This window comes from Aeribacillus sp. FSL W8-0870, from assembly GCF_037963755.1.
Lineage (GTDB): Bacteria > Bacillota > Bacilli > Bacillales > Aeribacillaceae > Aeribacillus > Aeribacillus composti.
Window position 1 is genome coordinate 936,159 of sequence record NZ_CP150165.1, and the last position, 26,626, is coordinate 962,784.

A 26,626-nucleotide genomic window follows, 5' to 3' on the forward strand; every position below is an offset into this window, starting at 1 on the left:
TTGGGACATAATTTGTCTTATAGGGACAAAAAAAGTCCCGGAAAGAAAGAGCTGAAGGGTCTTGAAAATGCAATCATTAATTGAAGCTCAAAAAAAATTATTGCCTGATCTTCTCCAAACTATGCAAAAGCGCTATCAAATTTTGCAGTCCATTCGACTGATGCAGCCTGTAGGAAGACGAAGCTTGTCAAACAATTTAGGCATCAGTGAAAGAATTCTGCGTGGAGAAGTGCAATTTTTAAAAGAACAAAATTTAATTCATATTCACCCCTCGGGAATGACCTTAACGAAAGAAGGGGATGATCTTCTTTCATCATTGGAAGAAATGATGAAAGATGTTTTAGGTTTAACTTTTTTGGAAACTACATTAAAAGAGAAGCTTCATTTAGATGAAGTGATTGTTGTTTCAGGTGACAGCGACCATTCGCCCCTCGTGAAAAAAGAAATGGGAAGAGCTTGTGCACAATGCATTATGAATCATTTGCAGGATGACGAGGTTGTTGCTGTGGCAGGCGGCACAACGCTGGCAGCTGTTGCTGAAATGATGATTCCGTTAGGTCATCGCCGAAATGTTTTATTTGTCCCTGCAAGAGGCGGACTAGGGGAAAATGTTGAAAACCAGGCGAATACGATTTGCGCCAAAATAGCTGAACGTGCACATGGGAAATACAGGCTGCTCCATGTTCCTGACCAGCTAAGCAAGGAAGCATATGAATCCATTATCGAAGAACCGGAAATAAAAGACCTTTTAAAAATTATACGTTCAGCGAAAATGCTTGTTCATGGCATCGGGGATGCTCAAACAATGGCGGAGCGAAGAAAGACTCCGAAGGAAGATTTCGAAAAAATTAAAAAAGGAAAAGCAGTAGGCGAAGCTTTCGGTTATTACTTCAACCAAAAAGGTGAAGTCGTCCATAAAGTTCAAACGGTTGGAATGCAGCTGGAGGACTTAAAAAACATACGAAATGTGATCGCGGTTGCTGGAGGAGCCTCTAAAGCAAAAGCGATCAAAGCGTATATGAATCAATCATTAGCCACGATTTTAGTAACTGACGAAGTGGCAGCTAAAGAGTTATTAAGGGAACTGTAAAGCTCCCTCAATATAAACATCATTCCTAAAATTGAAGGAGGACTTAAAGATGGCAGTGAAAATTGGTATTAATGGTTTTGGTCGTATTGGACGCAATGTATTCCGCGCAGCATTAAAAAATCCTGAAGTAGAAGTAGTAGCAGTAAATGATTTAACAGATGCAAACATGCTTGCACATCTTTTACAATACGATTCCGTTCATGGAAAACTCGATGTGGAAGTCGGGGTAAACGGAAATAACTTGGTCGTGGATGGAAAAGAAATTCAAGTATTATCCGAGCGCGATCCAGCTCAATTAGGCTGGGGAGACCTTGGCGTTGACATTGTAGTAGAATCTACTGGTCGCTTCACAAACCGTCAAGATGCAGCAAAACACCTTGAAGCAGGTGCGAAAAAAGTAATCATTTCTGCGCCGGCTAAAGAAGAAGATATCACAATTGTTATGGGCGTAAACGAAGACAAATATGATCCAAGCAATCATCATGTCATTTCCAACGCTTCATGTACAACAAACTGCTTAGCTCCGTTTGCAAAAGTTTTACATGAAAAATTTGGCATTGTTCGAGGCATGATGACAACTGTGCATGCTTATACAAATGACCAACAAATTTTAGACTTGCCTCACAAAGATTACCGCCGCGCTCGCGCTGCAGCAGAATCTATTATTCCGACGACAACTGGTGCGGCTAAAGCAGTTGCGCTCGTATTGCCTGAATTAAAAGGAAAACTTAACGGTATGGCAATGCGTGTTCCGACACCAAATGTGTCCATCGTTGACTTAGTTGCAGAGCTTGAAAAAGACGTAACAGTGGAAGAAGTAAATGCGGCGCTTAAAGAAGCAGCTGAAGGAGAATTGAAAGGTATTTTAGCGTACAGCGAGGAGCCGCTTGTATCCAGAGACTATAATGGTGATACTCATTCTTCTACGATTGATGCGCTTTCTACTATGGTGCTTGAAAACCGCATGGTGAAAGTTGTTTCTTGGTACGATAACGAAACAGGATACTCAAACCGTGTGGTAGATTTGGCGGCTTACATTGCAAAACAAGGTTTATAATCTTTAAATACGGACTTGTGGCTTGCCTGTTTAAAAAGCTATAATGAAAAGCGGGAAGGGGAAGGGGACGTTTACATTCCCCTTTCCCTTTCAACATGTAGGAAGAATTTTTTCCTGATCGTTATTGTGAAGGAGGAGCTTGAGCCATGAACAAGAAAACGATAAAAGATGTCGATGTGAAAGGGAAAACGGTATTTTGCCGAGTTGACTTTAATGTACCGATGCAGGATGGCAAAATAACCGATGATACACGCATTCGAGCTGCACTCCCAACGATCCAATACTTGGCGGATCAAGGAGCGAAAGTATTGCTTGCCAGCCACCTTGGCAGACCAAAAGGACAGGTTGTGGAAGAGCTTCGATTGACGCCTGTAGCGAAGCGTTTAGAAGAACTGTTAGGCAAAAAGGTGGTCAAAGTAGATGAAGCTTACGGTGCGGCTGTAAAAGCGGAAGTAGACAAGTTAAACAATGGCGACATTCTCGTTCTGGAAAATGTACGCTTTTATCCTGGCGAAGAAAAAAATGATCCTGAGCTTGCTAAAGCTTTTGCTGAATTGGCGGATCTATATGTTAACGATGCCTTTGGCGCCGCTCACCGCGCACATGCATCCACCGCAGGCATTGCGGAATATTTACCATCTGTTGCAGGATTTTTAATGGAAAAAGAAATCAATGTTTTATCTAAAGCGCTTGATAATCCTGACCGCCCATTTACAGCGATTATCGGGGGTGCAAAAGTAAAAGATAAAATCGGAGTTATCGAAAATTTATTGGAACGTGTAGATAATTTGATTATCGGCGGAGGACTTGCTTATACGTTTGTAAAAGCGCTGGGTCACGAAATCGGCAAGTCTTTGCTTGAAGAAGATAAAATAGAACTGGCAAAATCGTTTATGGAACGTGCCAAAGAAAAGGGCGTTCGCTTTTATATGCCTGTAGATGTTGTGGTAGCAGATGATTTTTCAAATGATGCCAATACAAAAGTAGTGGATATTGACAGTATTCCGGCTGATTGGGAAGCACTTGACATTGGACCTAAAACGGCTGAAATTTATGCGGATGTCATTCAACAATCAAAGCTTGTTGTTTGGAACGGACCGATGGGCGTTTTTGAAATGGATGCTTTTGCAAAGGGAACAAAAGCTGTAGCGGAAAGCTTGGCGAAAGCAGAACATACTTATACGGTCATCGGCGGCGGTGATTCAGCAGCAGCAGTAGAAAAATTCGGCCTTGCGGATAAAATGAACCACATCTCAACCGGAGGCGGAGCATCTTTAGAGTTCATGGAAGGGAAGAAACTTCCGGGAGTTCAAATATTGGAAGACAAATAACCACAACCATTTCCGTAAAAAGGAAGGTGTAAAGATGAGAAAGCCGATTATTGCAGGGAATTGGAAAATGCATAAGACGTTGGAAGAAGCAAAAAGCTTTGTAAAGGAAGTCAAATCACTCGTTCCCCCACAGGATAAAGTTGATTCCGTTATATGTGCACCTGCCTTATTTTTAGGTCAGCTTGTGGAATTGGCTGAAGGCTCTGAACTAAAAATTGGCGCTCAAAATATGCATTTTGAAGAAAGCGGAGCTTATACAGGGGAAATCAGCCCTGTTGCATTGGCGGATATCGGTGTTGATTATGTGATCATTGGACACTCCGAACGCCGGGAAATGTTTGCCGAAACAGACGAAACCGTGAACAAAAAAGTATTGGCTGCTTTCAAACACGAATTAACTCCGATCGTATGTGTAGGCGAATCATTAGCTGAGCGTGAAGCTGGAAAAACGAATGAAATTGTTGGCGATCAAGTCAAAAAAGCGTTGGCTGGAGTCGATGCTTCGGCTGTGAAAAACATAGTGATTGCTTATGAGCCGATTTGGGCGATTGGCACAGGAAAATCGTCTTCTCCTGAGGATGCCAATGAAGTATGTGCCCATATTCGGGGTGTAATTGCCGATATTTATTCCGATGATGTTGCAAACGAAGTTCGCATTCAATATGGCGGCAGTGTTAAACCGGAAAATATTAAAGATTTTCTAAACCAGCCGGAAGTTGACGGAGCATTAGTCGGAGGCGCAAGCCTAGAACCACGCTCTTTCTTGCAGCTATTGGAGGCAGGCCAAAATGAGTAAAAAGCCAGTAGCGTTAATTATATTAGACGGTTTTGCTCTGCGTGACGAAGTGAAAGGAAATGCTGTGGCTCAAGCGAACAAGCCGAATTTTGATCGATTTTGGAATACATACCCGCATGCAACGTTAAAAGCATGTGGAGAAGCTGTCGGCTTGCCGGAAGGTCAAATGGGAAATTCTGAAGTTGGACATTTAAACATCGGTGCAGGCAGAATTGTATACCAAAGTTTGACACGCGTTAACATAGCGATTCGTGAAGGCGAATTTTTTGAAAATGAAACATTTCTTTCAGCTATGAACCACGTGAAAGAAAAAGGAACGAACCTTCACATTTTCGGCTTATTATCGGATGGCGGTGTTCACAGCCACATTAACCACTTATTCGCCTTGTTAAAATTGGCGAAAGATCAGCAAGTGAAAAATGTGTTCATTCATGGATTTTTGGACGGACGCGATGTTGGTCCGCAAACGGCGAAGCAATATATTGATGAGCTGAATGAAAAAATCAATGAATACGGAGTAGGACAGATCGCAACGATTTCAGGCCGCTATTACTCGATGGACAGAGATAAAAGATGGGATCGAGTAGAAAAAGCATACAGAGCGATGGTGTATGGCGAAGGACCAGCTTATAAAAACGCATACGAATGTATTGAAGATTCTTATGCACACGGGATTTATGATGAGTTTGTCATCCCTTCTGTTATGACAAAAGAAGACGGCAGTCCTGTTGCAACCATTCAAGATGATGACGCGGTCATTTTCTATAATTTCCGTCCGGATCGCGCTATTCAAATTTCGAATACATTCACAAATGAAGATTTCCGTTCCTTTGATAGGGGACCGAAACATCCAAAACGTTTATTCTTCGTTTGTTTGACGCATTTTAGCGAAACGGTGAAAGGATATGTTGCCTTCAAGCCGGTTAACTTGGACAACACAATTGGCGAAGTCATTTCCCAAGCCGGATTGAGGCAGCTGCGCATAGCAGAAACAGAAAAATATCCGCATGTTACGTTCTTTATGAGCGGAGGCCGGGAAGAGAAGTTTCCTGGCGAAGAACGGATTTTAATTAATTCACCGAAGGTAGCCACGTATGATTTAAAACCGGAAATGAGCGCATATGAAGTAACTGATGCGCTTTTAAAAGAAATTGAGGCTGACAAGCATGATGCGATCATATTGAATTTTGCCAATCCGGACATGGTCGGCCACTCCGGCAAACTTGAGCCAACGATAAAGGCAGTCGAAGCGGTTGATGAATGTCTCGGAAAAGTGGTGGATTTGATTCTCGAAAAAGGCGGAACAGCTATTATAACTGCTGACCACGGAAATGCGGACGAAGTCGTCACACTTGACGGAAAACCCCAAACCGCACATACGACAAATCCAGTGCCGGTTATTATAACGAAAAAAGGAATCGAATTAAGAGAAGACGGAATTTTAGGCGATTTAGCACCAACGATGCTCGAGCTGCTCGGGCTGGAAAAACCGAAAGAAATGACAGGGAAAAGTCTTATTAAATCATAAATAAAGGAGATGAAGCAACATGCCAGCTATTACTGATGTTTATGCACGTGAAGTGCTTGATTCAAGAGGAAATCCGACAGTTGAAGTAGAGGTGTATACAGAATCAGGTGCATTTGGACGGGCGCTTGTACCTAGCGGTGCATCCACAGGTGAGTACGAGGCTGTTGAATTGCGTGACGGTGATAAAGAACGCTACCTTGGAAAAGGGGTTTTAACAGCAGTTAAAAACGTGAACGAAATTATTGCCCCAGAACTGTTAGGCTTTGATGTGACGGAACAAAATGCCATCGATCAATTATTAATTGAACTTGACGGAACAGAAAATAAAGGAAAGCTGGGAGCAAACGCAATTTTAGGTGTTTCTATGGCCGTTGCTCGTGCTGCAGCTGATTATTTAGGTGTTCCGCTGTATCAATATCTCGGCGGCTTCAATGCGAAAACTCTTCCTGTGCCGATGATGAACATTTTAAACGGCGGCGCTCATGCAGACAACAATGTTGATATTCAAGAATTCATGATTATGCCGGTCGGCGCGGAAAGCTTCCGGGAAGCACTGCGGATGGGAGCGGAAATTTTCCATTCATTAAAATCTGTATTAAAAGGAAAAGGATATAATACAGCTGTTGGTGATGAAGGCGGATTCGCTCCAAATTTACAATCAAATGAAGAAGCTTTGCAAACTATTATCGAAGCAATTGAAAAAGCCGGCTACAAACCTGGCGAACAAGTTAAGCTTGCGATGGATGTTGCTTCTTCTGAACTGTTTAATAAAGAAGACGGCAAGTACCACCTAGAAGGAGAAGGCGTTGTAAAAACGTCGGAAGAAATGGTGCAATGGTATGAAGAGCTTGTCTCCAAATATCCGATCATTTCGATTGAAGACGGACTTGATGAGAACGACTGGGAAGGCCATAAACTGTTAACAGAACGTTTAGGCGGAAAAGTTCAGCTTGTCGGAGACGATTTATTTGTAACAAATACAAAAAAATTAGCGGAAGGCATTGAAAAAGGAGTCGGCAACTCTATTCTGATTAAAGTTAACCAAATCGGAACGTTAACAGAAACGTTTGATGCGATCGAAATGGCAAAACGCGCCGGCTATACAGCGGTCATCTCCCATCGCTCAGGCGAGACGGAAGACAGCACCATTGCAGACATTGCTGTGGCAACAAACGCAGGCCAAATTAAAACAGGCGCACCTTCCCGCACGGACCGCGTTGCGAAATACAATCAATTGCTTCGCATCGAAGATCAACTTGGCGATACTGCAGTTTACCAAGGAATTAAATCTTTCTATAACTTGAAAAAATAACACTATCTATGAAAAGGTCTAACCGAGTTATTTGGTTAGACCTTTTTTAATTAAAGCTCAAAGCACACAAAATCATAACCTAGACGGTGTGTAAATACTTTCTTATTACCAATAAACAACATATAATAAAAACATAGACAGCGTAAAAACACAGTCCCGGTTGGTAGTCCGGGCGCACTCCGAAAGAGTGTCAGTATCCTTCCCCTCCTTGGGATGTCCATCGCTGTCGTTACGTTTTACAAGGAGGGACCTTTCATGAAGTTGACGGTTTTTTACGATGGACAATTCTGGATCGGTGTGGTTGAGCAAAAGGAAGGTGAAGCTATAAAAGCGGTTCGCTACGTATTTGGTTCAGAGCCAAAAGATGATGAAGTTTTGGCATTTGTGAATGGTCCGATGCTATCGTTACTGCACAAGTGCCGCACAACAACCGCCGTGCCGCTTGAAATGAAAAAGCGCAAAAATCCGAAGCGACTGCAACGTGAAGCTGCAAAGGAAATGAAAACAAGGCCGCTTTCCACATATGCACAAACAGCCCTTCAGCTAGAATTGGAGCATCGTAAAAAAGAGAGAAAAGTTTTGCGCAAGGAGCTGCGCGAAGCTCTCATCAAGCGAAAAAGAGAGTTAAAGCGTTTAAAAGCGAAGGCAAAACATCGTGGAAGGTAATACAGAGTTGGATGTCTTGCTTCAAGACATCCGCTTTCGTATTTTCTGAATGGATACGCTATTGTGTAATGAACCAATTTATGATACATTAAAACTATTGTAATGTGCGTTTTTTTAGGAGGTGGAGTGGACATGCATACTCTGCTTGTCATACTATTAGCAATTGTATCTATTGCGCTGATCGCTGTGGTGATACTGCAGTCTGGAAAAAGTGCTGGATTATCTGGAGCCATTTCCGGCGGTGCTGAACAGCTTTTTGGGAAGCAAAAAGCGCGTGGAATAGATTTAATCTTACATCGTATTACAATCGTTCTTTCTGTGTTATTTTTTGTTTTAGCAATTGCTGTTTCATGGTTTGGATTATAATAGCTAGAAAGGTCTGTCAAACAGGCCTTTTTTCTATGGGAAAATAAAGCTGTTGAATGAATAATGTTTTTGGTATATAATGGAATTTAAACTTTTTTCATACTACAATTCGTTGTAAAAAATAAAGAATTTAAAAAGAGAAGGAGATTTTAAAATGAAAGTTTTACCGCCAAAACCTTTTACGTTTGAAGGTGGGAATCGTGCTGTACTGCTGCTTCACGGCTTTACTGGAAATTCAGCAGATGTGCGGATACTTGGGCGTTTTTTGCAAGATAAAGGGTATACTTGTCATGCCCCTCAATATAAAGGCCATGGGGTTCCTCCGGAAGAATTGGTTCATACCGGTCCCGATGACTGGTGGCAAGATGTGATGGGCGGCTACGAACATCTGAAAGACTTAGGTTTTAAAGAAATTGCAGTTGCCGGTTTGTCTCTTGGAGGAGTTTTTTCTTTAAAACTGGGATACACTGTACCTGTAAAAGGAATTATTCCAATGTGCGCCCCGATGTATATTAAAAGCGAAGAAACGATGTATAAAGGGATTTTAAAATATGCCCGCAAATATAAACAATTTGAAGGAAAGCCGGAAGAACAGATTGAGGCGGAAATGGAAGAGTTTCAAAAAACACCAATGAAAACGTTGAAAGCTCTGCAGCGTTTGATTTCTGATGTGAGAGAAAATGTCGATATGATTTATGCCCCGACATTTGTGGTTCAGGCGCGGCACGATGAAATGATCAATCCGGATAGTGCAAATATTATTTATAACGAAGTAAGCTCAAATATAAAAAAAATCAAATGGTATGAAGAATCGTCGCATGTTATTACGCTTGACAAGCAGCGAGATGAACTGCATCAGGACGTCTATGAATTTTTAGAGAGCCTTGATTGGCAGGAGTAAAAGGAGGTTATCGTATTGGCAGAACCCGATATGCAATTAGCTGAAAGGCTTCTTTCTTTTATGAAGGAAGAGGCTTATAAACCTTTGACTGTGGAGGAATTAGAAGAAGCTTTTCAGCTAGAGGACGCAGACGAATTTAAAAAGCTGATTATTACTTTAAATAAGATGGAAGAAAAAGGCCTCATTGTGCGGACGAGAGCAAATCGATACGGTGTTCCAGAAAAAATGAATTTGATCCGCGGAACACTGGTCGGACATGCCCGCGGATTTGCTTTCGTTGAACCGGATGAACCAGGTTTTGATGACGTGTTCATTCCGCCCGGCGAGCTGAATCATGCGATGCATGGAGACAAAGTTCTTGTGCGGCTAAGCCCGAAAACAAGCGGGGCGAGACAGGAAGGCACGGTCATACGCATTTTGGAAAGAGGAATAACGGAAATTGTCGGAACATATACGGAAAGCAAAAACTTCGGATTTGTCATACCTGACGACAAAAAGATTGTCAACGACATTTTTATTCCGAAAAATGCATCAAATGGGGCAGTTGAAGGTCATAAAGTAATTGTCCGACTCACGTCATATCCTGAAGGACGAATGAGTGCAGAAGGAGAAGTCGTACAAATTTTAGGCCATAAAAATGATCCTGGCGTCGATATTTTATCAATCATTCATAAGCATCAGCTGCCATTGAGCTTTCCAGATGATGTATTAAAGCAAGCAAACGAAACACCTGATGAGATTAAGAGCGAGGAAATCAAGAACAGACGAGACCTTCGCAACGAATTAATCATTACCATTGATGGTGAAGATGCAAAAGATTTGGATGATGCCGTAACAGTAACAAAGTTAAATAACGGCTGCTATAAGCTTGGCGTGCATATCGCAGATGTCAGTTATTATGTAAAAGAAGGAACTCCGATTGACAGAGAGGCATTTGCACGCGGGACAAGCGTATATTTAGTTGATCGCGTCATTCCGATGATACCGCATCGTTTATCAAACGGAATTTGTTCGCTGAATCCGAAGGTGGATCGTCTGACATTATCGTGCGAAATGATTGTGGATGAATATGGGAACGTAGTTCAGCATGATATTTTTCAAAGTATTATTCGCTCCGCTGAGCGGATGACTTATTCAAATGTCAATAAAATTTTGATTGAAAAGGATGAACAGCTTCGGGAAAAATATCAAGAAATTGTCCCCATGCTGGAGGATATGGCTGAGCTTGCGTCGATTTTACGGAAAAAAAGAATGCTGCGCGGAGCTATCGATTTTGATTTTAAGGAAGCGAAAGTTTTGGTGGATGAGAAAGGCAAACCGTATGATGTCATTATTCGGGAACGATCTGTAGCGGAACGGTTAATTGAAGAATTTATGCTGCTTGCAAATGAAACAGTAGCAGAACATTTTCACTGGTTAAATGTACCGTTTATATATCGAATTCACGAAAAACCGAATGAGGAAAAACTAAGACGTTTCTTGGAGTTTATTACAAATTTTGGTTATGTCGTGAAGGGGACAGGAAACAATATTCATCCGCGCGCTTTGCAGCAAATTTTAGATGAAGTACGGGGAAAACCTGAAGAAATGGTGATTTCAACTGTCATGCTTCGGTCTATGAAGCAAGCGAAATATCATCCGGAAAGCGTCGGGCATTTCGGATTGTCGACCGAATTTTACACCCATTTTACTTCCCCGATTCGCCGTTATCCTGATTTGATAGTTCATCGACTCATTCGCAAATATTTGCTTGAAGGGAAAATAGACGAAAAGACACAGATGAAATGGGCATCAATTTTGCCGGAAATTGCAGAACATTCTTCCAATATGGAACGGCGAGCTGTTGATGCGGAGCGTGAAACGGATGATTTGAAAAAAGCAGAATTTATGCTGGATAAGATTGGGGAAGAATTTGATGGAATCATCAGTTCTGTCACAAACTTCGGCATGTTTGTCGAGCTCCCGAATACTGTTGAAGGTCTCGTTCATGTAAGCTATATGACGGATGATTACTACCATTATGATGAACGTCATTATGCGATGATCGGCGAAAGAACGGGAAATGTTTACCGCATCGGCGATGAAATTACCGTCCGCGTTGTGAATGTTGATAAAGAGGAACGATCCATCGATTTTGAAATTGTCGGTATGAGAAAAAAACGAAAAAAATCAACACGGCCTGAAACGGTGAAGGTGATTAAGAGCAAACATCAGGAAGAAGAGGAAGAATGGTCAACGAGACCGCCGAAATCAAAAAAGAAAAAGTTTTATAAAAACGTATCGAAAAAGAAGCGGAAGAAGAAAAAGCGTTAAAGCGAGGCCAGATGTCTAAAAAAACAAACTTATTGAAACAGCAAAATTTCACTTAGAAAGAATCTTGATTGAGGCGAAAATGTTCATTTGCTATAATTATCTTTACCCCTAATTTTCACGAAAGGGTGACAGAGAATGTCAAAGGGAGAAGGGAAACTGATTGCCCAAAATAAAAAGGCGCACCACGACTATTTTATTGAAGAAACGTATGAAGCTGGGATCGTCCTCCAGGGAACAGAAATTAAATCGATTCGCGCCGGCCGCGCCAATTTAAAAGATGCGTTCGCAAGAGTGGAAAAAGGGGAAGTTTTTCTTCATAACATGCATATCAGCCCGTATGAGCAGGGAAATCGATACAACCATGAGCCGTTAAGAACGAGAAAGCTTCTTTTGCATCGAAGAGAAATCAATAAGCTGATCGGGGCCACAAAAGAACAGGGCTATTCATTAGTTCCGCTGAAGCTTTACATTAAAAATGGATTTGCGAAAGTGCTTATCGGGCTAGGAAAAGGGAAAAAGAAATACGATAAGCGGGAGGATTTAAAACGAAAAGAAGCGAAAAGAGAAATTGAACGGGCATTTCAACAAAAACAAAAAGGGATCTATTAATGATAACAATAAATGACAATTGAAAAATATATTGTTTTTGTTATAATAATATATGTCGTTGCCAGTTGAATATATTTCTCAAGCACTAGCTCGAATAAAACGGGGACGTTTTGGATTCGACAGGGATAGATCGAGCTTAAGCTGCGAGCCGGAGGGATCGTCTCCGTCATCAACGTCGCCTAAAGATAACTGGCAAACAAAACAACTACGCTTTAGCTGCTTAATGCTAAAGGCTCCTTTCTTCCATCGCCCATGTGGAGGAAAAGGGGTTCAACTTAAGTGGGCTACGCCCGATTCCGCCGTCTGAGGAAGAGGGAAGAGACGAATCAGACTAGCTGTCCGGATGCCTGCCGACAGGCTAAGGAACAGTGAAATGTTAAATATGTCGGATACGCTCGTAGATGCTTAAGTGGCGATATCTCTGGACGTGGGTTCGATTAGGAAATAGTCGCCTTGTGTGGCAACACACAAGTGAAAATCCGGCTTAATCGGTGAAACCTAAGTCGTTTCTGCGATATGGCAACACCGAGCGGTATGTGGAGCAATCCAACAGCCGTGTATCGACTCATAGGCTGCCTTCAAGGTAGTACTAGGATGCGAAATTCTGCCGTACGGCAAATCTAAATTTCGCATAACACGCCGGAGGACCTGTTTAGGTTCAAGATATAGTCAGTGCCATTGCGAAAGCATGGATCAGCACGTCCCACCGTCTCCATTATAGAAAGACGTTTCCCGTGATTTTTATAAAATTAACAATGAAATAAAAGAAATCGGCAAACATGCTGGTTTCTTTTATTTACATGCTTTGCTAAAGGAAAGGGTTTCAGTTCAAAGCTGAGGCCCTTTTTTTCTTATTATTGTGCAGCTTTCAATACTTTTTGAGCGAGAAAATAGGCTGTTGTAGCAATAAGCAATGATATAAGCAATGGTATGGAAGAAGGCTCGCCGAACACTACCTCTTGACTAAGACTGCCCGTTTTGGCAGAAAAATTTGGCGTGTAAAAAGCAGTTAAAACAGTACCCGATAGTATTTGAAATACCGTATAGAGCAATAGAAAACGAATGATAAAAACAAAATATTTTTTCAAAAATGATCCCGCATTTTTTGTATTTAAGTATACCATCATTTTCTTTTTTGCCACATCCTTGTTAATTGAATTTATCAATAGAGCACTTATTGAAAAAAAGCGCACATGCTGTGAAAAGCAAGTGCGCTTTTTGATTAAAAGACAATCGTTTTGTTTCCATGGACAATCACGCGGTCTTCCAAATGCAATTGTACAGCGCGGGCGAGAACGTCGCGTTCAATCGTTCTTCCGACCCTTTTTAAATCTTCAACATTGTACCGATGGCTGACCTCTTTAACCCCTTGTTCAATAATTGGTCCTTCGTCCAAATCTTCCGTCACATAATGGGAAGTGGCTCCAATAATTTTGACTCCGCGTTCATATGCGCGCTCATACGGTCTTGCACCGACAAATGCAGGCAAGAACGAATGATGAATATTAATAATTCGATGCCTGTAATGCTTGATGAAATCTGGAGATAAAATTTGCATATAACGGGCGAGAACGACGAAATCAATATTATATTTCTTCAACAGTTCAAGCTGCTGCTTTTCCGCTTCCGGCTTATTGTCTTTATTGACCGGTATGTAATAATACGGAATTCCAAGCGATTCAACTGGTTCACGCAAATCTGGATGGTTGCTGATTACCAAAGGTATTTCGCAAAAAAAATCGCCTGATTGATAACGCCAAAGAAGATCGAGAAGGCAATGATCTTGTTTCGATACGAAAATCGCCATTCGCTTTAATTGGTTCATATATGAAAATTGCCATTTCATTTGCAATTCTTTTCCGATCGGCTCAAAGTCTTTTTCAAGCTCGCCTTTTTTACGTTCTATATCCGGTAATTCAAATTCAACGCGCATAAAAAAAGTGCCGCCTGAAGGATCTGTTGAATATTGATCTGATTGGACGATATTGGCGCCGTGTTCATATAAAACTTTAGAAATTTTTGCAACAATTCCTGGCTGGTCGTTGCATGTAATAAGAAGACGTGCGCGATCTTTATATTGATGTAAAAAAGATTCAAGATTCGTTTGTTTCGTATGTAACATAAACCTTTCCTCCAACCCAAATGTGATCTGTACAAAGGATACTAATAGTTTGCTTTCTTGTCAATTTGAACAAGGAAAAAAATATTTATAAGTATTCAATGTAAGAAAATCTTACAACAAAAATTAAAAAATACGAAAAAAAATTGTATAATAAAGTTAATGGTTGAAAATGTTATAAATTTTAACGTAATAACGTTATAAAAGGAGGTATAACAATGTCAGAATCATATAAGGATAAAAAAGTCATTACGATCGGTATCGTTAGTGAACTAACAGGGCTATCACCAAGAAAAATACGATATTATGAAGAAAGAAAATTAATTTTTCCCGAAAGAACGAAACAAGGAACGAGAAAATATTCCTTTTCAGATATTGAAACATTAATGGAAATTGCAGATAAAATCGAAGACGGCGTTCAAACGTTTGAAATTAGAAAAGAAATGCTGAAAAAAGAAAGAGATAAAATGCTCGAAGATAAGAAAAAAATGATTCAAGGCCAGCTGAATGCACACTTCAAAATAAGAAAACAATAGTTCAGGGCGGTTAAAACCGCTTTTTTTTATGATTTAATAAAGTTCTTCATTTTTATAAAAAATTATCAGAGTTTTTTTGCTTTTAACAAAATATTAGAGGTATATTTAAAATAGATGATTATTTAAAAAGGAGGAAGAAGAAAATGGACTATCGTATAGAAAGAGATACGCTGGGAGAAGTAAAAGTTCCCAAAGACCGCTACTGGGGTGCACAGACGGAACGGAGCAGAAACAATTTTAAAATCGGTACTGAAACGATGCCGATTGAAGTCATTCGTGCATTTGCCATTTTAAAAAGAGGTGCAGCGATCGTTAATGAAAAATTAGGAAAGCTGCCAAAAGAGAAAAAAGATGCGATCGTTCATGTTTGCGATGAAATTATAGAAGGAAAGCTTGATGAGCATTTCCCGCTCGTAGTATGGCAAACCGGAAGCGGAACGCAGTCGAACATGAATGTCAATGAAGTGATTTCGTTTAAAGGAAATGAATACTTGAAAGAAAATGGGTTTGAATCATTAAAAATTCATCCAAATGATGATGTGAATATGGGACAAAGCTCAAACGACACATTCCCTACAGCAATGCATATTGCTGGTGTCATAGCGATAAAAAACAAGCTGTTGCCGGCAATTGATTTGTTGACAGAGACGCTCGATAAGAAATCTAAGCAGTTTGAGAATCTTGTGAAAATTGGCCGCACCCACTTGCAGGATGCAACACCGCTCACGCTTGGACAGGAAATCAGCGGATGGGTACATATGCTGAGAAAAAGCAGAAAAATGATTGTCGAAGCAATGGATAACTTGAGAGATTTGGCGATCGGCGGAACAGCAGTCGGAACAGGAATTAATACGGATCCTCAGTTTGGACAGCTTGTTGCAGATGAAATAAGCAAGCAAACGAATGAATCATTCCGTTCCTCTGAAAACAAATTCCATGCGCTAACTAGCCATGATGAAATCGTTCATGCACACGGAGCGCTAAAAGCCTTGGCAGCTGATCTTATGAAAATTGCAAATGATGTTAGATGGCTGGCAAGCGGTCCAAGATGCGGAATTGGCGAGATCACGATACCAGCAAATGAGCCCGGAAGCTCCATTATGCCGGGAAAAGTGAATCCGACGCAAAGCGAAGCATTAACGATGGTAGCAGTCCAAGTCATGGGAAATGATGCAGCGATCGGTTTTGCTGCAAGCCAAGGAAATTTTGAATTAAATGTTTTCAAACCGGTTATTATTTATAACTTTTTACAATCGATCCGGCTTTTATCGGATAGTATAATTTCCTTCAACGACCGCTGTGCTGTGGGAATTGAAGCAAACAAAGAAGTGATTGATAAATATGTACAAGACTCGCTCATGCTCGTAACTGCTTTAAATCCTCATATTGGATACGAAAATGCAGCGAAAATTGCAAAGCTTGCATATGAAAAACGATTGACTTTAAAGGAGGCAGCTGTTCAACTGAACCTTCTGTCAGCCGAAGAATTTGACCGCATTGTCCAGCCGGAGAAAATGGTGTAACAGAAAACATTGAATTTTTGCTGGGAGATGAAAATATATACCGATACTCACTACTTGATACGATCCCTCTTGTCTAGATAGAAAGAAAAAAACCTATACTGTCTATGAACTGCACCCCTTAAAGTAGATGTTGAAAAATCCCTATTTGGTCAACACTGCTTTAAGAGGTGATTTTTTATGGCAAGAAAATAAACTATTCAGTTGAGTTTAAACTCTTAGCAGTTAAAAAATATCTTCGAAGACAGTGCTTCTTTCTTCAGCTTACAGACCTACTGAGTTATATGGGGAGGAATTGTCAGATGATTTCTTTAACAGTGATTCCTTCTACAACTATTCTGTAAGCCGCTGAATAAGGGGGAATTTTTAATACTGTCTATTTGATCTTTGATCGGGATATGTTCAATTTGTGCGTCCGGTTTTCTTATTTATATTCAATGCTGCCAGGTGCAAAAACCATTATCCTCCACATAAAAATTTCATGAATCCTACACAAAATATTCACCTTTGCAATGTTGCAATATGTATGTATTAAATTTATTCTTTATTTAATAGTTCTCAATTAATTTTTATTGAGGAAAGGAGATTTATTGTGAAAAAAATCATTATATTGCTTGCCGCCGTTTTCCTTCTTGCAGCTTGCGGTCAAAATGAAACGAAACAAGAGAACAGCGGAGAAAGTGCCGAAGTTCATCCGCTCGAAGTCAATTTGAAAGTGCCAGACCATGCGAATATTCATGAAAAAGTTTCGTTGACTGCTGAAGTGAGCTACGGAGGAGAAGCGGTTGAAGATGCTGATGAAGTAAAATTTGAAATATGGAAAGAAGGAGAAAAAGAAGAAAGTAAAATGATAGAAGCAAAACATGAAAAAGACGGCCAATATACGATTGAACACACATTTGATGAAAATGGAGTTTTTTTTGTTCAATCACACGTTACGGCGAAAAATCAGCATAATATGCCCAAAAAACAAATTGTGATTGGTGAACTACATAAAGGTGGAGCTTCAACGGGAGAAAACGAAGAAACCGCAAATCATACTCATGAACATTCTCAAGGATCTGTAGACATCCAATTGGAGCTGCCGACAAATGTAAAGGCGAATGCGGAAACATTGATTCAAACAAAAATTCAAGCAGAAAACGCTCCGTTGCTAAACGCAAACGTCCGTTATGAAATTTGGAAGGACGGTTCTGATAAGCATGATTGGGTAGATGCTGCAGGAGACGAGAAAGGTACTTATGAAGCGAAATATACATTTTCTTCCTCAGGAACTTATCAAATCCAAGTTCATGTCAACAATGATGAAGGACTACATGAGCATGTCACGAAGAAGGTAACGGTTCAAAAATAAAGATCGGAATGGATATTGTTTATGGTAGAAAAGAATTGAGAAAGAATCGCTGAAAAAGTGTATATGTATGGACAAAAATAAGAGCGGGGAAAGAAATCAATTAAGTCGTGGCGAACTAATTGAACGGCAGGAACCAGATATGTTCGAAGCACGTAACGTCGATACGTATGAATAGATTAATTAAAAACATGAAAAGCCGCCCTTCCCTTAAAAAGAGAATGTATGGCAAAAGAATTTTAAACGAAATAATTGATTGGCATTGAATACGAAAAAGAATTCCTTTTTATAAATGAATGAAGATTCGTCCAGTATAACTTGTTCGAACATAAGTTAAATAACAAATGCAAAGTAGTCTTATAAACCAAAATAAAGCGAAAATTTAGTTAAACGAAACAAAAGTGCATAAAAGCTGAACAACCTTACTCCAATGAATTTTGAAGTAAGGTTGCTTTGGCTTTATTCATATTGCTTATTTTCAAGGTAAGAAAAAATTATCTTTTCGACCATCTCAATTTTATTGAGTTAACAATTTTTCTAAGTCGTCCAGCATATGGTTTGCAGCAAGCACACCGCCGGCTGTGTTCCAAATAGCGTCGTCAACTTTGTAAGCTTTTCCGTTTTTAACAGCATTTAAGTTTTTCCAAAGTGGATCGTTTGTCCATTCTTTTTCTGCTTGCAAAGCTTCTTTGTCTCCTTGCGGTGCATAGGTGAAATAGAAGATGATGTCACCGTCCATTTCCGGAATTTGTTCTTTTCCGACTTCAACTGCCAAATCTCCTAATTTATTTGCATCTGTAAACAATTTTTCTTGCTGAGCAGGACGTTTAAATCCAATTTGATCGAAAATCACACCAGAAAATGAATCTTTCCAATATATTCTCGTTACACCAGCCATGAAACGAACAACTGAAACTTCTTGATTCACTTGATCTCCTAATTTTTGTTTTACTTCTTCTACATGATTATTAAAATCATCTAATACTTTTTGTCCTTCTTCTTCACGATCGATGGCTTTTGCATATAGCTTAAAGTTTTCCTGCCAGTCGCCTCTTAATGTTTCCGAAAAAACTGTTGGCGCTATTTGATTGAGCTTGTCGTAGATTGCTTCTTGGCGAAGCTTATTGCCTATAATCAAGTCAGGCTGAAGAGCTGCAATTTTTTCAACATTGACTTCACTTTCTGTACCAACGACTTCAACGTCTTTCATTTCATCTTTAATATGATCGTACCAAGGATCGCCAAGCCAAGATTGAACGGCTCCGACTGGTTTTAATCCCATTGCTAAAAGCGCTTCGGTTCCTTCATTCGTTAATACGACGACACGTTCAGGTTTTTTTGGAATTTCAGCTGTTCCCATTGCATGCTCAACTTTGTATGATTGACTTTCAGTTGAGCTTTCTTTCTTTTCTTTTGAAGCTTCTTTACTGTCCCCGTTGCCGCAAGCAGCAATTACTGCCAGCATGAGTATGGCAACGATGGAAAATAATAATTTTGATATTTTTTTCATTATGTAACCCCCTAAAATGTAGTTGAAAATGATTTTCAATTCCTTAATAATAGTAATCAGTGAGAAATAAAAAGTCAATAATTAATTGAAAATGATTTTCACATTCAAAATGATTTGGTACAATTGGTTCAGAAGTTCGACTTGTTAGGAGAGACGTGAAGTTGTCATTATCTAGTAATCGTAAAGCAATCTTACTTTTTCTTTCCTTTTTGCTTCTATTATTCTGCATGTGTGCAAGTATTGTATATGGATATACGGATACAAGCTGGAAGATGGCTTGGGATGCTTTTTTTCATTTTAATGGTTCCAATGAACATATTATTATACAAAATGTTCGACTTCCTCGATCCGTCATAGCGAGTGTAGTCGGCGCTTGTCTTGCTTTATCCGGTGCATTGATGCAAGCTATTACGAAAAATCCTCTTGCATCGCCAAGCGTTTTTGGCATCAATGCCGGTGCAGGATTTTTTATTGTTCTAGCTTTTTCCTTATTTTCTGTAAACAGCTTACAAGCGTTTACTTGGATTGCTTTTGCAGGCGCAGCTTTTGCTGCCATGCTTGTGTACATGATCAGCTCATTGGGTAGTGATGGATTGACGCCTGTAAAGCTTACTTTGGCAGGAGCGGCCGTTGCGGCACTTTTTTCTTCCCTTACGCAAGGTTTGTTAGTTTTAAATGAAGCAGCGTTGGATCAAGTATTATTTTGGCTTGCAGGATCTGTGCAAGGCCGCAAAATGGAGGTAATGACAGCTGTTCTTCCATATATTTTGATTGGATTAGTTATTTGTACATTTATCGCCTCTAAATTAAACGTCTTAGTAATGGGAGAAGAAGTGGCGAAAAGTTTAGGACTAAAAGTAGGAACAGTGAAGTTTTTTGCAGCCTGTGCTGTCATATTTTTTGCGGGCGGTGCAGTTGCGGCGGCTGGTCCTATTGCATTCATCGGCGTAGTCGTGCCCCATATTGCAAAGTATGTGGCCGGAAATGATTACAGATGGATTTTGCCGTTCTGTGCAGTATTTGGTGGGATTTTGCTAGTTGCAGCAGATATTGGCGCCCGTTTCATTGTCATGCCTGAAGAAGTCCCTGTAGGGGTCATGACGGCGATAATTGGAACCCCATTTTTTGTTTATATTGCAAGGAAGGGGGTTCGTGCATCATGAAAAAATATGTTTCGCTTCGGATCGGAAATGTCATTTCATTTTTAATTGATAAAAAAGCCTTTTTCCTTTCGTTCGTTTTCTTTCTTGCGGCGTTTTTCGTAATCCTTGTCAGTGCAAGTGTAGGCGAAGTGATGATCAGCCCTGCCCAAGTTTTTCAAACAATTTTTGGAATAGGGGATGGAACGAACGAGCTTGTTATTAAACAATTTAGGCTTCCGAGAATTCTTATTTCCCTTTTGGTCGGCATGTGTTTGGCTGTTGCGGGCGGAATTTTGCAAAATTTAGTTCGAAACCCTTTAGCATCCCCTGACATTATCGGAATTACCGGCGGTGCTTCGGCAGCGGTTGTACTATTTTTAATGCTGTTTTCCGATAAGAATCATTCTTTAACTGTAAGCATTCATTGGATGCCTTTGGCAGCTTTCATAGGAGCAGCCGTTACAGGCATTTGTGTTTATTTATTGTCGTGGAAAAACGGTGTGACTGCCATCAGGCTTGTGTTGGTCGGCATTGGAATCTCCTTTTTAACTAAAGCATTAACGACTTTGTTAATGATAAAAGGGCCTATTTACCAAGCATCCCAAGCAAATATTTGGATAACCGGCTCAGTTTATGCGGCAAACTGGTCTCAAGTAAAGATTTTGTTTCCAGCAACTATCATTCTTCTCTTGATAACGGTTGTTACTGTAAGAACGATCAATATTCAAAGTTTTGGCGATGAGATCGCAATCGGTATGGGAAACCGGGTACAATTAACCCGCTTTTTCCTCTTATTTCTAGGAACCGCTTTGACTGCTGTTGCTGTCGCTTTTGGAGGAGGGATAGGGTTTGTAGGTCTTATTGCTCCTCACATTGCAAGAAAGCTTGTCGGTTCAAGCTTTGGTTTGATGCTGCCGATTTCAGCCTTTGTCGGGGCACTCATTGTTATGCTTTCTGATTTATTGGGAAAAACAATCTTTTTGCCGCATGAAATTCCAGCTGGTGTGTTTACTTCAGCGATCGGGGCTCCTTATTTTATTTACTTGTTAATGAAGCACAGAAATATTTAGGAGGTGATGGCATGCATAGATTGTATACTCATGAGTTAACTTTTGCTTATGGACAGAATATGATTATTGAAGATCTTAATCTTACTATTCCAACGGGAGAAATTACTGTATTAATTGGAAGCAACGGTTGCGGAAAGTCGACCTTATTAAAATCTTTGGCAAGAATTTTAAAGCCAGCAGGCGGTTCAGTACTCTTGGAAGGAAAGGACATTGCCGAGCTACCGACAAAGGAAGTGGCAAAAAAACTGGCTATACTTCCGCAAGGGCCTGAAGCCCCAGAAGGATTAACTGTTTTGCAGCTTGTTAAACAAGGACGGTATCCTTATCAAAATTGGCTGAACCAATGGTCCAAGGAAGATGAAGAATTAGTTTTTCGAGCGCTTGAAGCAACTAGAATGAGTGAATTGGCAGAACGAACAGTGGACTCTTTATCAGGAGGACAAAAACAGCGTGCATGGATCGCCATGACTTTGGCGCAAAATACAGATATTATTCTTTTCGACGAGCCAACAACTTATTTAGATATAACACATCAAATTGAAATACTCGATTTATTATTTGAATTGAATATGAAAGAGAAAAGAACGATCATCATGGTTCTTCACGATTTAAATTTAGCCTGCCGTTATGCTCATCATATCGTCGTATTAAAGGATAAAAACATTTATAAACAAGGAAAACCGGAAGATGTAATGAATGTACAACTGGTCAAAGATGTTTTTGAAATGGATTGCAAAATTATTCGCGATCCGATTTTTGGAACACCGCTATGTATTCCGTTCGGAAAAGGGAGAAATATTAATAAAGTAGGGATGCAGGCATGGGAAAGTTGACGTTCGATGAAATAAAGGTGCTGTCAAAATTTCGATATTCAGAAGCAAAACGTGCAACCGATTCATCAATTGACATGGAGGAACTGCTAAAACCGGAAAAACTGCAGCTGTTTTTAAAAAATATTCAGCCTAAATTTAATGCACCTCTTTATGTAGCCGGGTCAATGTTTATTAAAAGATATGCTTTTTTAGCCGCTTTAGCTCTTTATACCATGACAATGTTTGATAAAGCTTTAAAAGTGGATATAAAAAATCTTGTCCTGATCACTGATGACGAAGATCCGCTTTGGCTGCCGGGCTTTTATTTCAAATCGAACGAAGTCACAATTGCTCCCCAAGAAAGAAAAAAATGGCGGGATGAAATGTTAACCTTATTATTTAAAGAAAACATCACCCGTCTTTTACAGGTTGTCTCAACAGAGGCAAAAATTTCAAAATGGATTCTTTGGGAAAATGTTGCGATCTATATATTTTGGATGTATGAAACATTGCTCAATGAAAAGCAGCATGAAGATAAACATGAAAAAATAAAAGAAGATTTTATTTATTGCGTGAAGGAAGCAAAAGGTGAATTGTTTGGGGATTTTAATCGGAACCCTTTAAAAAAATTTTTTGGTCCTAAGACATATTCTGATCAATATGATGATTATATTCGAAAAAGAAAAACATGCTGCCTGTTTTATTTGACAGACGATGAAGGGAAAAAGTGCAGAACATGCCCGAATGTTAGTGAATGTACAATAAAAAAGTAATTGGAGAGATTAAAAATGGATAACCAGTTTCAAGCTCAGATTGATGCGCTTGTTGAAAAGTATACCGAACTCTTGCTTGGAAAATCGTCTCCTGAATTAAAAGAAAAAGTGAAAATTTGGGTGTTGTATACGTACATGGCAAAATCGATGCCGCCGCTAGTGAAACATTGGAATGAAAAATTTCCAGAAGCAAAAGAACAAATGAAAGCTATTATTAATGAAATAAAAGAATTAAATGAACAGCATAGAAATAATAAAAAACGTTGATCTAAATTTGAAGTTGTCCTCCTTATAAGCAGCAGGGGGATTTTTTATGCGGACAGAATAGTATCATTCAAAATAACTTTAAGGTTTCATAGCATTGACGTTGGACGAAACAATGGAATGCTGATAAAGGTTAAAAATTTTTTGTGCTAAAGCAAAATGCTTCTTACTTTAAAAACAGCAGATAAATAGTGATCATATAGAACGGAATGAGCATTCGATCGCCTATTCAGTAATCGATTGGGAATAACATTTCAACCCGTAAAGAAATAAAACCTTACTCCGCTTGTTTACCGGAATAAGGCTGCTTTAACTCTTTATTTGCTGTCTGCTCGAATGGGGTCAGACACTTTTAAGTTCATTTTTATTGAATGTTTTGATTGTAAGGAGATTGCTGCTGCAAATAATTAGCATATTGCTGATAGCTTTGTTGTATTTTTTGGTTGTCGCACGCCTCAAGGGAATACCATCCATTTTTAAACATGACATTAAATAACTGCCGCTGGCATTTTTGCGTTTCGTCGCAAATCATTTGAATATTTTCGTATAAAACGGTGTGGCTAAGCTCATTCAAAGCTGTGCTATAACCTTGTGTCATATATTTTTCAGTTGCAAGCAAGTCATTTATAAAGTCGCGGTCGTTCATTTGCGGGCTTTTTTGAACTGTTGTTTCCGGATTGCTGATTTTCGTGTTGTTTGATTGCTGGGCTTGCATAATAAATCTCCTTTCTACTGCATTTGTGGATTGCCATTTAATTGATTTAATATCTGCTGATAGTGGCGATGATGCATTTCTCCTACCTTTTCCAACTCAGCTTTAATTTCAGGAATTTGGCATTGTGAAGCAAAAAAATGTGCTTTTTTCATCGCAATTAAATTCCATGACATCATATCTGTTAAATATAGTTGATCTTTTACAGAAATAATTTGCGGCGGTTCGTTATAAACTTGATTTTGCTGCATATTTTGCATATTGGTTGGCATTTGATTCATCATAAAAGCCCCCTTTTTCAAAAATGTACAAATTTAATATCCCACAATTTTTAAAGAGTTATGCAAAAATTTTTTAACAGGAATATTGAACAAAAATTTTAAATATTTTATACTTTAGTAAAACAGAAAAAAATGAATGAATGTTCATTCAAATGAAAGGGGATTTGAAATTGTGCGTCAAATAAAAAAAGCTGCAGTACTCGGATCAGGAGTGATGGGATCCCAAATTGCAGCACATTTAGCGAATGTCGGGATTCATGTATTACTCCTGGATATTGTACCGACAGAACTAACGGCAGAAGAAAAACAGCAAGGATTGACGCTGAAAGATCCAATCGTTCGAAACCGTTATGCTCAAAAGGCCGTGCAAAGACTGCAGAAGCAGACTCCTGCTCCATTGACTGCAAAAGAAAATATAGAGCGAATTGAGATCGGGAATTTTGATGATGACATTGAGAAAATTGCTGAAGCTGATTGGGTGATTGAAGCAGTTGTGGAAAGGCTCGATATTAAACAGAAAGTTTTTGAAAAAGTGGACAAATGGCGGCGGCCAGGCAGCATTATCAGCACAAACACATCTGGAGTTTCCGTTCATTCGATGTCAGAAAACCGCTCAGAAGATTTCCGCAAACATTTTTTAGGCACTCACTTTTTTAACCCGCCACGCTATTTGAAGCTGCTCGAAATTATTCCAACAAAAGATACTGACGAACAAGTTGTAGCATTTATGAAGAGATTTGGTGAAGATGTTCTTGGCAAAGGGGTTGTTTGCGCAAAGGATACACCGAATTTCATTGCCAACCGCATTGGAACATATGGTTTTCTTGTAACCGTACGTGAAATGCTGAAAGGGAATTATTCTGTCGGAGAAGTTGATTCCGTGACAGGACCTTTGATCGGCAGACCAAAAAGCGCCACATTCCACACACTTGATGTAGTCGGTTTAGACACGTTTTTTCATGTCGTAAACAACGTATATGAAAGAGTGGATGGCGAAGAAAAAGAAATTTTTCGTGTCCCGGATTTTATGAAGAAAATGCATGAAAACGGCTGGATTGGATCAAAAGCCGGGCAAGGATTCTACAAAAAAACAGGCAAAGAAATTTTAGAATTAAATGTAAATACGATGGAATATGAAAATAGAAAAAAACTTCGTGCCGATTCTATCGAAATAGCGAGACGTGAAAAAGGCACCGGGGAGAAGTTAAAAGCAGTTGTTTATTCGAACGACCGTGCAGGCACTCTTATTTGGAAAATTCTTATTCCAACGCTTCTTTATTCCGCAGAACAGCTGGACAGCATTGCCGAAACGATCGTTGACATTGACCAAGCGATGAAGTGGGGATTTGGCTGGGAGCTTGGACCGTTTGAAATGTGGGATGCAATCGGGATAAAACGATCGGTTGAAACCATTGAACAGCAGGGCGGAACAGTGCCAGCATGGGTCAAGCAAATGCTGAAGGATGGAAATGAAACGTTTTATAAGCAAAGCGAAGGCGCCACTTATTTTTATCATCGGGGCGAGTACAGACTGCTGCAAACAAATATGAAACAAATTCATGTGCAATCGTTGAAAAATGGAAAATCAATCATTAAAGAAAATAACGGGGCAAGCTTAATCGATATCGGCGATGATATCGCACTGCTCGAGTTTCATTCGAAAAACAATGCGATCGGCTATGATATTGTGCAAATGATCGATTTTGCCATCGACGAAGTTGATAAAAATTATAAAGGGCTAGTCATCGGCAATGAAGGAAAACACTTTTGTGTAGGCGCAAACCTTGCGTTTATGTTAATGGAGGCGCAGGATGAAAATTATTTTGAAATTGAGCTGATGATAAGAAAGTTCCAGCAAGCGATGATGAAAATTAAATATAGTCCGAAGCCGGTTGTAGCGGCCCCTTTTCATATGACATTGGGAGGCGGCGCGGAAGTATGTTTGCCTGCCTCAAGCATTCAAGCAGCTATGGAAACTTACATTGGCCTAGTTGAAACAGGTGTTGGACTGATCCCGGGCGGGGGAGGAAACAAAGAACTGTATATAAAAATTCTTGACCAAATCGGCAATGATATTGAAATTGATTTGCAAAAGGTCGCAAATAAAACATTTGAAACGATCGCCATGGCTAAGGTGTCCAAATCCGCACAGGAAGCGCAGCAAAACGGGTTTCTTCAACCGACAGACGCCATAACCATCAATAAAGATCACCTGCTGTATGATGCGAAGCAAAAAGCGCTGTTTTTATATGAAAGCGGATACCGTCCTCCTGTCCGCAAAAAAATTCCGGTAGTTGGCGAGACCGGATATGCCGCCATGATATTAGGGGCACAAAATCTTTATTTATCGGGATACGCTTCGGAGCACGATGTAAAGATTGCTAAAAAATTAGCCTATGTGATTGCGGGAGGCAAGCTTCCATACAGGACAAAGGTAGATGAACAATATTTGCTCGATTTGGAACGGGAAGCATTTTTAAGTTTAATAGGTGAACCGAAAACACAAGCCAGGATGCAGCACATGCTGTTAAAAGGAAAACCGCTGCGCAACTGACAGAAAGGAGTTA

Annotated in this window: 25 protein-coding genes and 1 other RNA gene; 21 read left to right on the top strand and 5 right to left on the bottom strand. The window is 39.8% G+C overall.

What is annotated here, in order from left to right:
- Positions 1-67: 67 nt before the first annotated feature.
- The 12 genes from NSU02_RS04495 (at position 68) to ssrA (ending at position 12,409) form a co-directional block, all read left to right on the top strand.
- Positions 68-1,090 (top strand): sugar-binding transcriptional regulator, encoded by a 1,023-nt coding sequence (locus NSU02_RS04495; RefSeq protein WP_063386961.1) that lies wholly within the window; start codon positions 68-70, stop codon positions 1,088-1,090.
- Positions 1,091-1,139: 49 nt separating this feature from the next.
- Positions 1,140-2,147, top strand: a complete 1,008-nt coding sequence (gene gap / locus NSU02_RS04500) for a type I glyceraldehyde-3-phosphate dehydrogenase (protein WP_063386960.1) — start codon at positions 1,140-1,142, stop codon at positions 2,145-2,147.
- Positions 2,148-2,293: 146 nt separating this feature from the next.
- Positions 2,294-3,478, top strand: coding sequence for a phosphoglycerate kinase (locus NSU02_RS04505; RefSeq protein ID WP_130156827.1), 1,185 nt, complete (start codon positions 2,294-2,296; stop codon positions 3,476-3,478).
- A 34-nt stretch (positions 3,479-3,512) separates the two neighbouring features.
- On the top strand, positions 3,513-4,274 hold the full coding sequence (gene tpiA / locus NSU02_RS04510) for a triose-phosphate isomerase (protein WP_339194463.1): 762 nt from the start codon (positions 3,513-3,515) through the stop codon (positions 4,272-4,274).
- Complete coding sequence (gene gpmI, locus NSU02_RS04515; RefSeq protein ID WP_066249157.1) at positions 4,267-5,802, top strand: 2,3-bisphosphoglycerate-independent phosphoglycerate mutase; 1,536 nt, start codon at positions 4,267-4,269, stop codon at positions 5,800-5,802. Before tpiA ends, gpmI begins: the two co-directional genes overlap by 8 nt.
- Positions 5,803-5,821: 19 nt before the next feature.
- Entirely contained in the window at positions 5,822-7,114 is a 1,293-nt protein-coding gene (gene eno / locus NSU02_RS04520) for a phosphopyruvate hydratase (RefSeq protein WP_066249160.1), read from the top strand.
- A 255-nt stretch (positions 7,115-7,369) separates the two neighbouring features.
- Positions 7,370-7,780, top strand: coding sequence for a YjdF family protein (locus NSU02_RS04525; protein WP_066249163.1), 411 nt, complete (start codon positions 7,370-7,372; stop codon positions 7,778-7,780).
- A gap of 132 nt (positions 7,781-7,912) precedes the next feature.
- Positions 7,913-8,146 carry a preprotein translocase subunit SecG gene (gene secG, locus NSU02_RS04530; protein WP_063386955.1) on the top strand — a complete coding sequence of 78 codons (234 nt, stop codon included), beginning with the start codon at positions 7,913-7,915 and terminating at the stop codon, positions 8,144-8,146.
- Positions 8,147-8,300: 154 nt separating this feature from the next.
- Positions 8,301-9,047, top strand: a complete 747-nt coding sequence (locus NSU02_RS04535) for a carboxylesterase (RefSeq protein ID WP_066249166.1) — start codon at positions 8,301-8,303, stop codon at positions 9,045-9,047.
- A 30-nt stretch (positions 9,048-9,077) separates the two neighbouring features.
- A complete protein-coding gene (rnr, locus tag NSU02_RS04540; RefSeq protein WP_066249291.1) occupies positions 9,078-11,360 on the top strand; it encodes a ribonuclease R in 2,283 nt (760 codons plus the stop codon).
- Positions 11,361-11,495: 135 nt separating this feature from the next.
- On the top strand, positions 11,496-11,969 hold the full coding sequence (gene smpB, locus NSU02_RS04545; RefSeq protein WP_063386953.1) for an SsrA-binding protein SmpB: 474 nt from the start codon (positions 11,496-11,498) through the stop codon (positions 11,967-11,969).
- Positions 11,970-12,078: 109 nt separating this feature from the next.
- Positions 12,079-12,409, top strand: a transfer-messenger RNA (tmRNA) gene (ssrA, locus tag NSU02_RS04550).
- A gap of 414 nt (positions 12,410-12,823) precedes the next feature.
- Here ssrA and NSU02_RS04555 read toward each other — a convergent pair.
- Entirely contained in the window at positions 12,824-13,096 is a 273-nt protein-coding gene (locus NSU02_RS04555; protein WP_232515686.1) for a phosphoethanolamine transferase CptA, read from the bottom strand.
- A gap of 95 nt (positions 13,097-13,191) precedes the next feature.
- The gene (purU, locus tag NSU02_RS04560) at positions 13,192-14,091 is read right to left on the bottom strand and encodes a formyltetrahydrofolate deformylase (RefSeq protein WP_339194467.1); all 900 of its coding nucleotides are present in this window, start codon (positions 14,089-14,091) and stop codon (positions 13,192-13,194) included.
- 215 nt (positions 14,092-14,306) lie between these two features.
- Between purU and NSU02_RS04565 the strand changes: the two genes are divergently transcribed.
- The 3 genes from NSU02_RS04565 (at position 14,307) to NSU02_RS04575 (ending at position 17,498) form a co-directional block, all read left to right on the top strand.
- The gene (locus NSU02_RS04565) at positions 14,307-14,624 is read left to right on the top strand and encodes a MerR family transcriptional regulator (protein ID WP_063386951.1); all 318 of its coding nucleotides are present in this window, start codon (positions 14,307-14,309) and stop codon (positions 14,622-14,624) included.
- Positions 14,625-14,767: 143 nt separating this feature from the next.
- Complete coding sequence (fumC, locus tag NSU02_RS04570) at positions 14,768-16,147, top strand: class II fumarate hydratase (RefSeq protein WP_130156803.1); 1,380 nt, start codon at positions 14,768-14,770, stop codon at positions 16,145-16,147.
- 589 nt (positions 16,148-16,736) lie between these two features.
- A complete protein-coding gene (locus NSU02_RS04575; RefSeq protein ID WP_130156801.1) occupies positions 16,737-17,498 on the top strand; it encodes a FixH family protein in 762 nt (253 codons plus the stop codon).
- Positions 17,499-18,012: 514 nt separating this feature from the next.
- On the opposite strand, the gene NSU02_RS04580 is transcribed toward NSU02_RS04575, so the two are convergent.
- Entirely contained in the window at positions 18,013-19,005 is a 993-nt protein-coding gene (locus NSU02_RS04580) for an iron-siderophore ABC transporter substrate-binding protein (RefSeq protein WP_066249177.1), read from the bottom strand.
- A 161-nt stretch (positions 19,006-19,166) separates the two neighbouring features.
- Here NSU02_RS04580 and NSU02_RS04585 point away from each other — a divergent pair, with 161 nt between their 5' ends.
- Genes NSU02_RS04585 through NSU02_RS04605 form a run of 5 tightly spaced genes read left to right on the top strand, consistent with a single transcriptional unit; the run spans position 19,167 to position 23,069 of the window.
- Positions 19,167-20,168, top strand: coding sequence for an iron ABC transporter permease (locus NSU02_RS04585; RefSeq protein ID WP_235600414.1), 1,002 nt, complete (start codon positions 19,167-19,169; stop codon positions 20,166-20,168).
- Entirely contained in the window at positions 20,165-21,217 is a 1,053-nt protein-coding gene (locus tag NSU02_RS04590) for an iron ABC transporter permease (RefSeq protein WP_339194470.1), read from the top strand. The genes NSU02_RS04585 and NSU02_RS04590 overlap by 4 nt, the downstream gene beginning before the upstream one ends.
- Positions 21,218-21,228: 11 nt before the next feature.
- Positions 21,229-22,050 carry an ABC transporter ATP-binding protein gene (locus tag NSU02_RS04595; RefSeq protein ID WP_063386944.1) on the top strand — a complete coding sequence of 274 codons (822 nt, stop codon included), beginning with the start codon at positions 21,229-21,231 and terminating at the stop codon, positions 22,048-22,050.
- Positions 22,038-22,802: an IucA/IucC family C-terminal-domain containing protein gene (locus NSU02_RS04600; RefSeq protein WP_082829501.1), complete on the top strand. Its 765-nt coding sequence runs from the start codon at positions 22,038-22,040 to the stop codon at positions 22,800-22,802. The genes NSU02_RS04595 and NSU02_RS04600 overlap by 13 nt, the downstream gene beginning before the upstream one ends.
- A 15-nt stretch (positions 22,803-22,817) precedes the next feature.
- On the top strand, positions 22,818-23,069 hold the full coding sequence (locus tag NSU02_RS04605; protein ID WP_063386943.1) for a DUF2573 family protein: 252 nt from the start codon (positions 22,818-22,820) through the stop codon (positions 23,067-23,069).
- Positions 23,070-23,430: 361 nt separating this feature from the next.
- Here NSU02_RS04605 and NSU02_RS04610 read toward each other — a convergent pair whose 3' ends face one another.
- Both NSU02_RS04610 and NSU02_RS04615 read right to left on the bottom strand, forming a co-directional pair.
- Positions 23,431-23,781 (bottom strand): spore coat protein, encoded by a 351-nt coding sequence (locus NSU02_RS04610; RefSeq protein WP_063386942.1) that lies wholly within the window; start codon positions 23,779-23,781, stop codon positions 23,431-23,433.
- A 14-nt stretch (positions 23,782-23,795) separates the two neighbouring features.
- Positions 23,796-24,059: a hypothetical protein gene (locus tag NSU02_RS04615; protein WP_198318588.1), complete on the bottom strand. Its 264-nt coding sequence runs from the start codon at positions 24,057-24,059 to the stop codon at positions 23,796-23,798.
- A 172-nt stretch (positions 24,060-24,231) separates the two neighbouring features.
- Here NSU02_RS04615 and NSU02_RS04620 point away from each other — a divergent pair, with 172 nt between their 5' ends.
- Positions 24,232-26,613 carry a 3-hydroxyacyl-CoA dehydrogenase/enoyl-CoA hydratase family protein gene (locus NSU02_RS04620; protein WP_205419943.1) on the top strand — a complete coding sequence of 794 codons (2,382 nt, stop codon included), beginning with the start codon at positions 24,232-24,234 and terminating at the stop codon, positions 26,611-26,613.
- Positions 26,614-26,626: the final 13 nt, after the last annotated feature.

Excerpts from the sequence above, each read along its gene's own strand:
- NSU02_RS04495 (WP_063386961.1), top strand. The coding sequence starts at position 68 with ATGCAATCATTAATTGAAGCTCAAAAAAAATTATTGCCTGATCTTCTC.
- gap (WP_063386960.1), top strand. The coding sequence starts at position 1,140 with ATGGCAGTGAAAATTGGTATTAATGGTTTTGGTCGTATTGGACGCAAT.
- NSU02_RS04505 (WP_130156827.1), top strand. The coding sequence starts at position 2,294 with ATGAACAAGAAAACGATAAAAGATGTCGATGTGAAAGGGAAAACGGTA.
- tpiA (WP_339194463.1), top strand. The coding sequence starts at position 3,513 with ATGAGAAAGCCGATTATTGCAGGGAATTGGAAAATGCATAAGACGTTG.
- gpmI (WP_066249157.1), top strand. The coding sequence starts at position 4,267 with ATGAGTAAAAAGCCAGTAGCGTTAATTATATTAGACGGTTTTGCTCTG.
- eno (WP_066249160.1), top strand. The coding sequence starts at position 5,822 with ATGCCAGCTATTACTGATGTTTATGCACGTGAAGTGCTTGATTCAAGA.
- NSU02_RS04525 (WP_066249163.1), top strand. The coding sequence starts at position 7,370 with ATGAAGTTGACGGTTTTTTACGATGGACAATTCTGGATCGGTGTGGTT.
- secG (WP_063386955.1), top strand. The coding sequence starts at position 7,913 with ATGCATACTCTGCTTGTCATACTATTAGCAATTGTATCTATTGCGCTG.
- NSU02_RS04535 (WP_066249166.1), top strand. The coding sequence starts at position 8,301 with ATGAAAGTTTTACCGCCAAAACCTTTTACGTTTGAAGGTGGGAATCGT.
- rnr (WP_066249291.1), top strand. The coding sequence starts at position 9,078 with ATGCAATTAGCTGAAAGGCTTCTTTCTTTTATGAAGGAAGAGGCTTAT.
- smpB (WP_063386953.1), top strand. The coding sequence starts at position 11,496 with ATGTCAAAGGGAGAAGGGAAACTGATTGCCCAAAATAAAAAGGCGCAC.
- NSU02_RS04555 (WP_232515686.1), bottom strand. The coding sequence starts at position 13,096 with ATGATGGTATACTTAAATACAAAAAATGCGGGATCATTTTTGAAAAAA.
- purU (WP_339194467.1), bottom strand. The coding sequence starts at position 14,091 with ATGTTACATACGAAACAAACGAATCTTGAATCTTTTTTACATCAATAT.
- NSU02_RS04565 (WP_063386951.1), top strand. The coding sequence starts at position 14,307 with ATGTCAGAATCATATAAGGATAAAAAAGTCATTACGATCGGTATCGTT.
- fumC (WP_130156803.1), top strand. The coding sequence starts at position 14,768 with ATGGACTATCGTATAGAAAGAGATACGCTGGGAGAAGTAAAAGTTCCC.
- NSU02_RS04580 (WP_066249177.1), bottom strand. The coding sequence starts at position 19,005 with ATGAAAAAAATATCAAAATTATTATTTTCCATCGTTGCCATACTCATG.
- NSU02_RS04590 (WP_339194470.1), top strand. The coding sequence starts at position 20,165 with ATGAAAAAATATGTTTCGCTTCGGATCGGAAATGTCATTTCATTTTTA.
- NSU02_RS04595 (WP_063386944.1), top strand. The coding sequence starts at position 21,229 with ATGCATAGATTGTATACTCATGAGTTAACTTTTGCTTATGGACAGAAT.
- NSU02_RS04600 (WP_082829501.1), top strand. The coding sequence starts at position 22,038 with ATGGGAAAGTTGACGTTCGATGAAATAAAGGTGCTGTCAAAATTTCGA.
- NSU02_RS04605 (WP_063386943.1), top strand. The coding sequence starts at position 22,818 with ATGGATAACCAGTTTCAAGCTCAGATTGATGCGCTTGTTGAAAAGTAT.
- NSU02_RS04610 (WP_063386942.1), bottom strand. The coding sequence starts at position 23,781 with ATGCAAGCCCAGCAATCAAACAACACGAAAATCAGCAATCCGGAAACA.
- NSU02_RS04615 (WP_198318588.1), bottom strand. The coding sequence starts at position 24,059 with ATGAATCAAATGCCAACCAATATGCAAAATATGCAGCAAAATCAAGTT.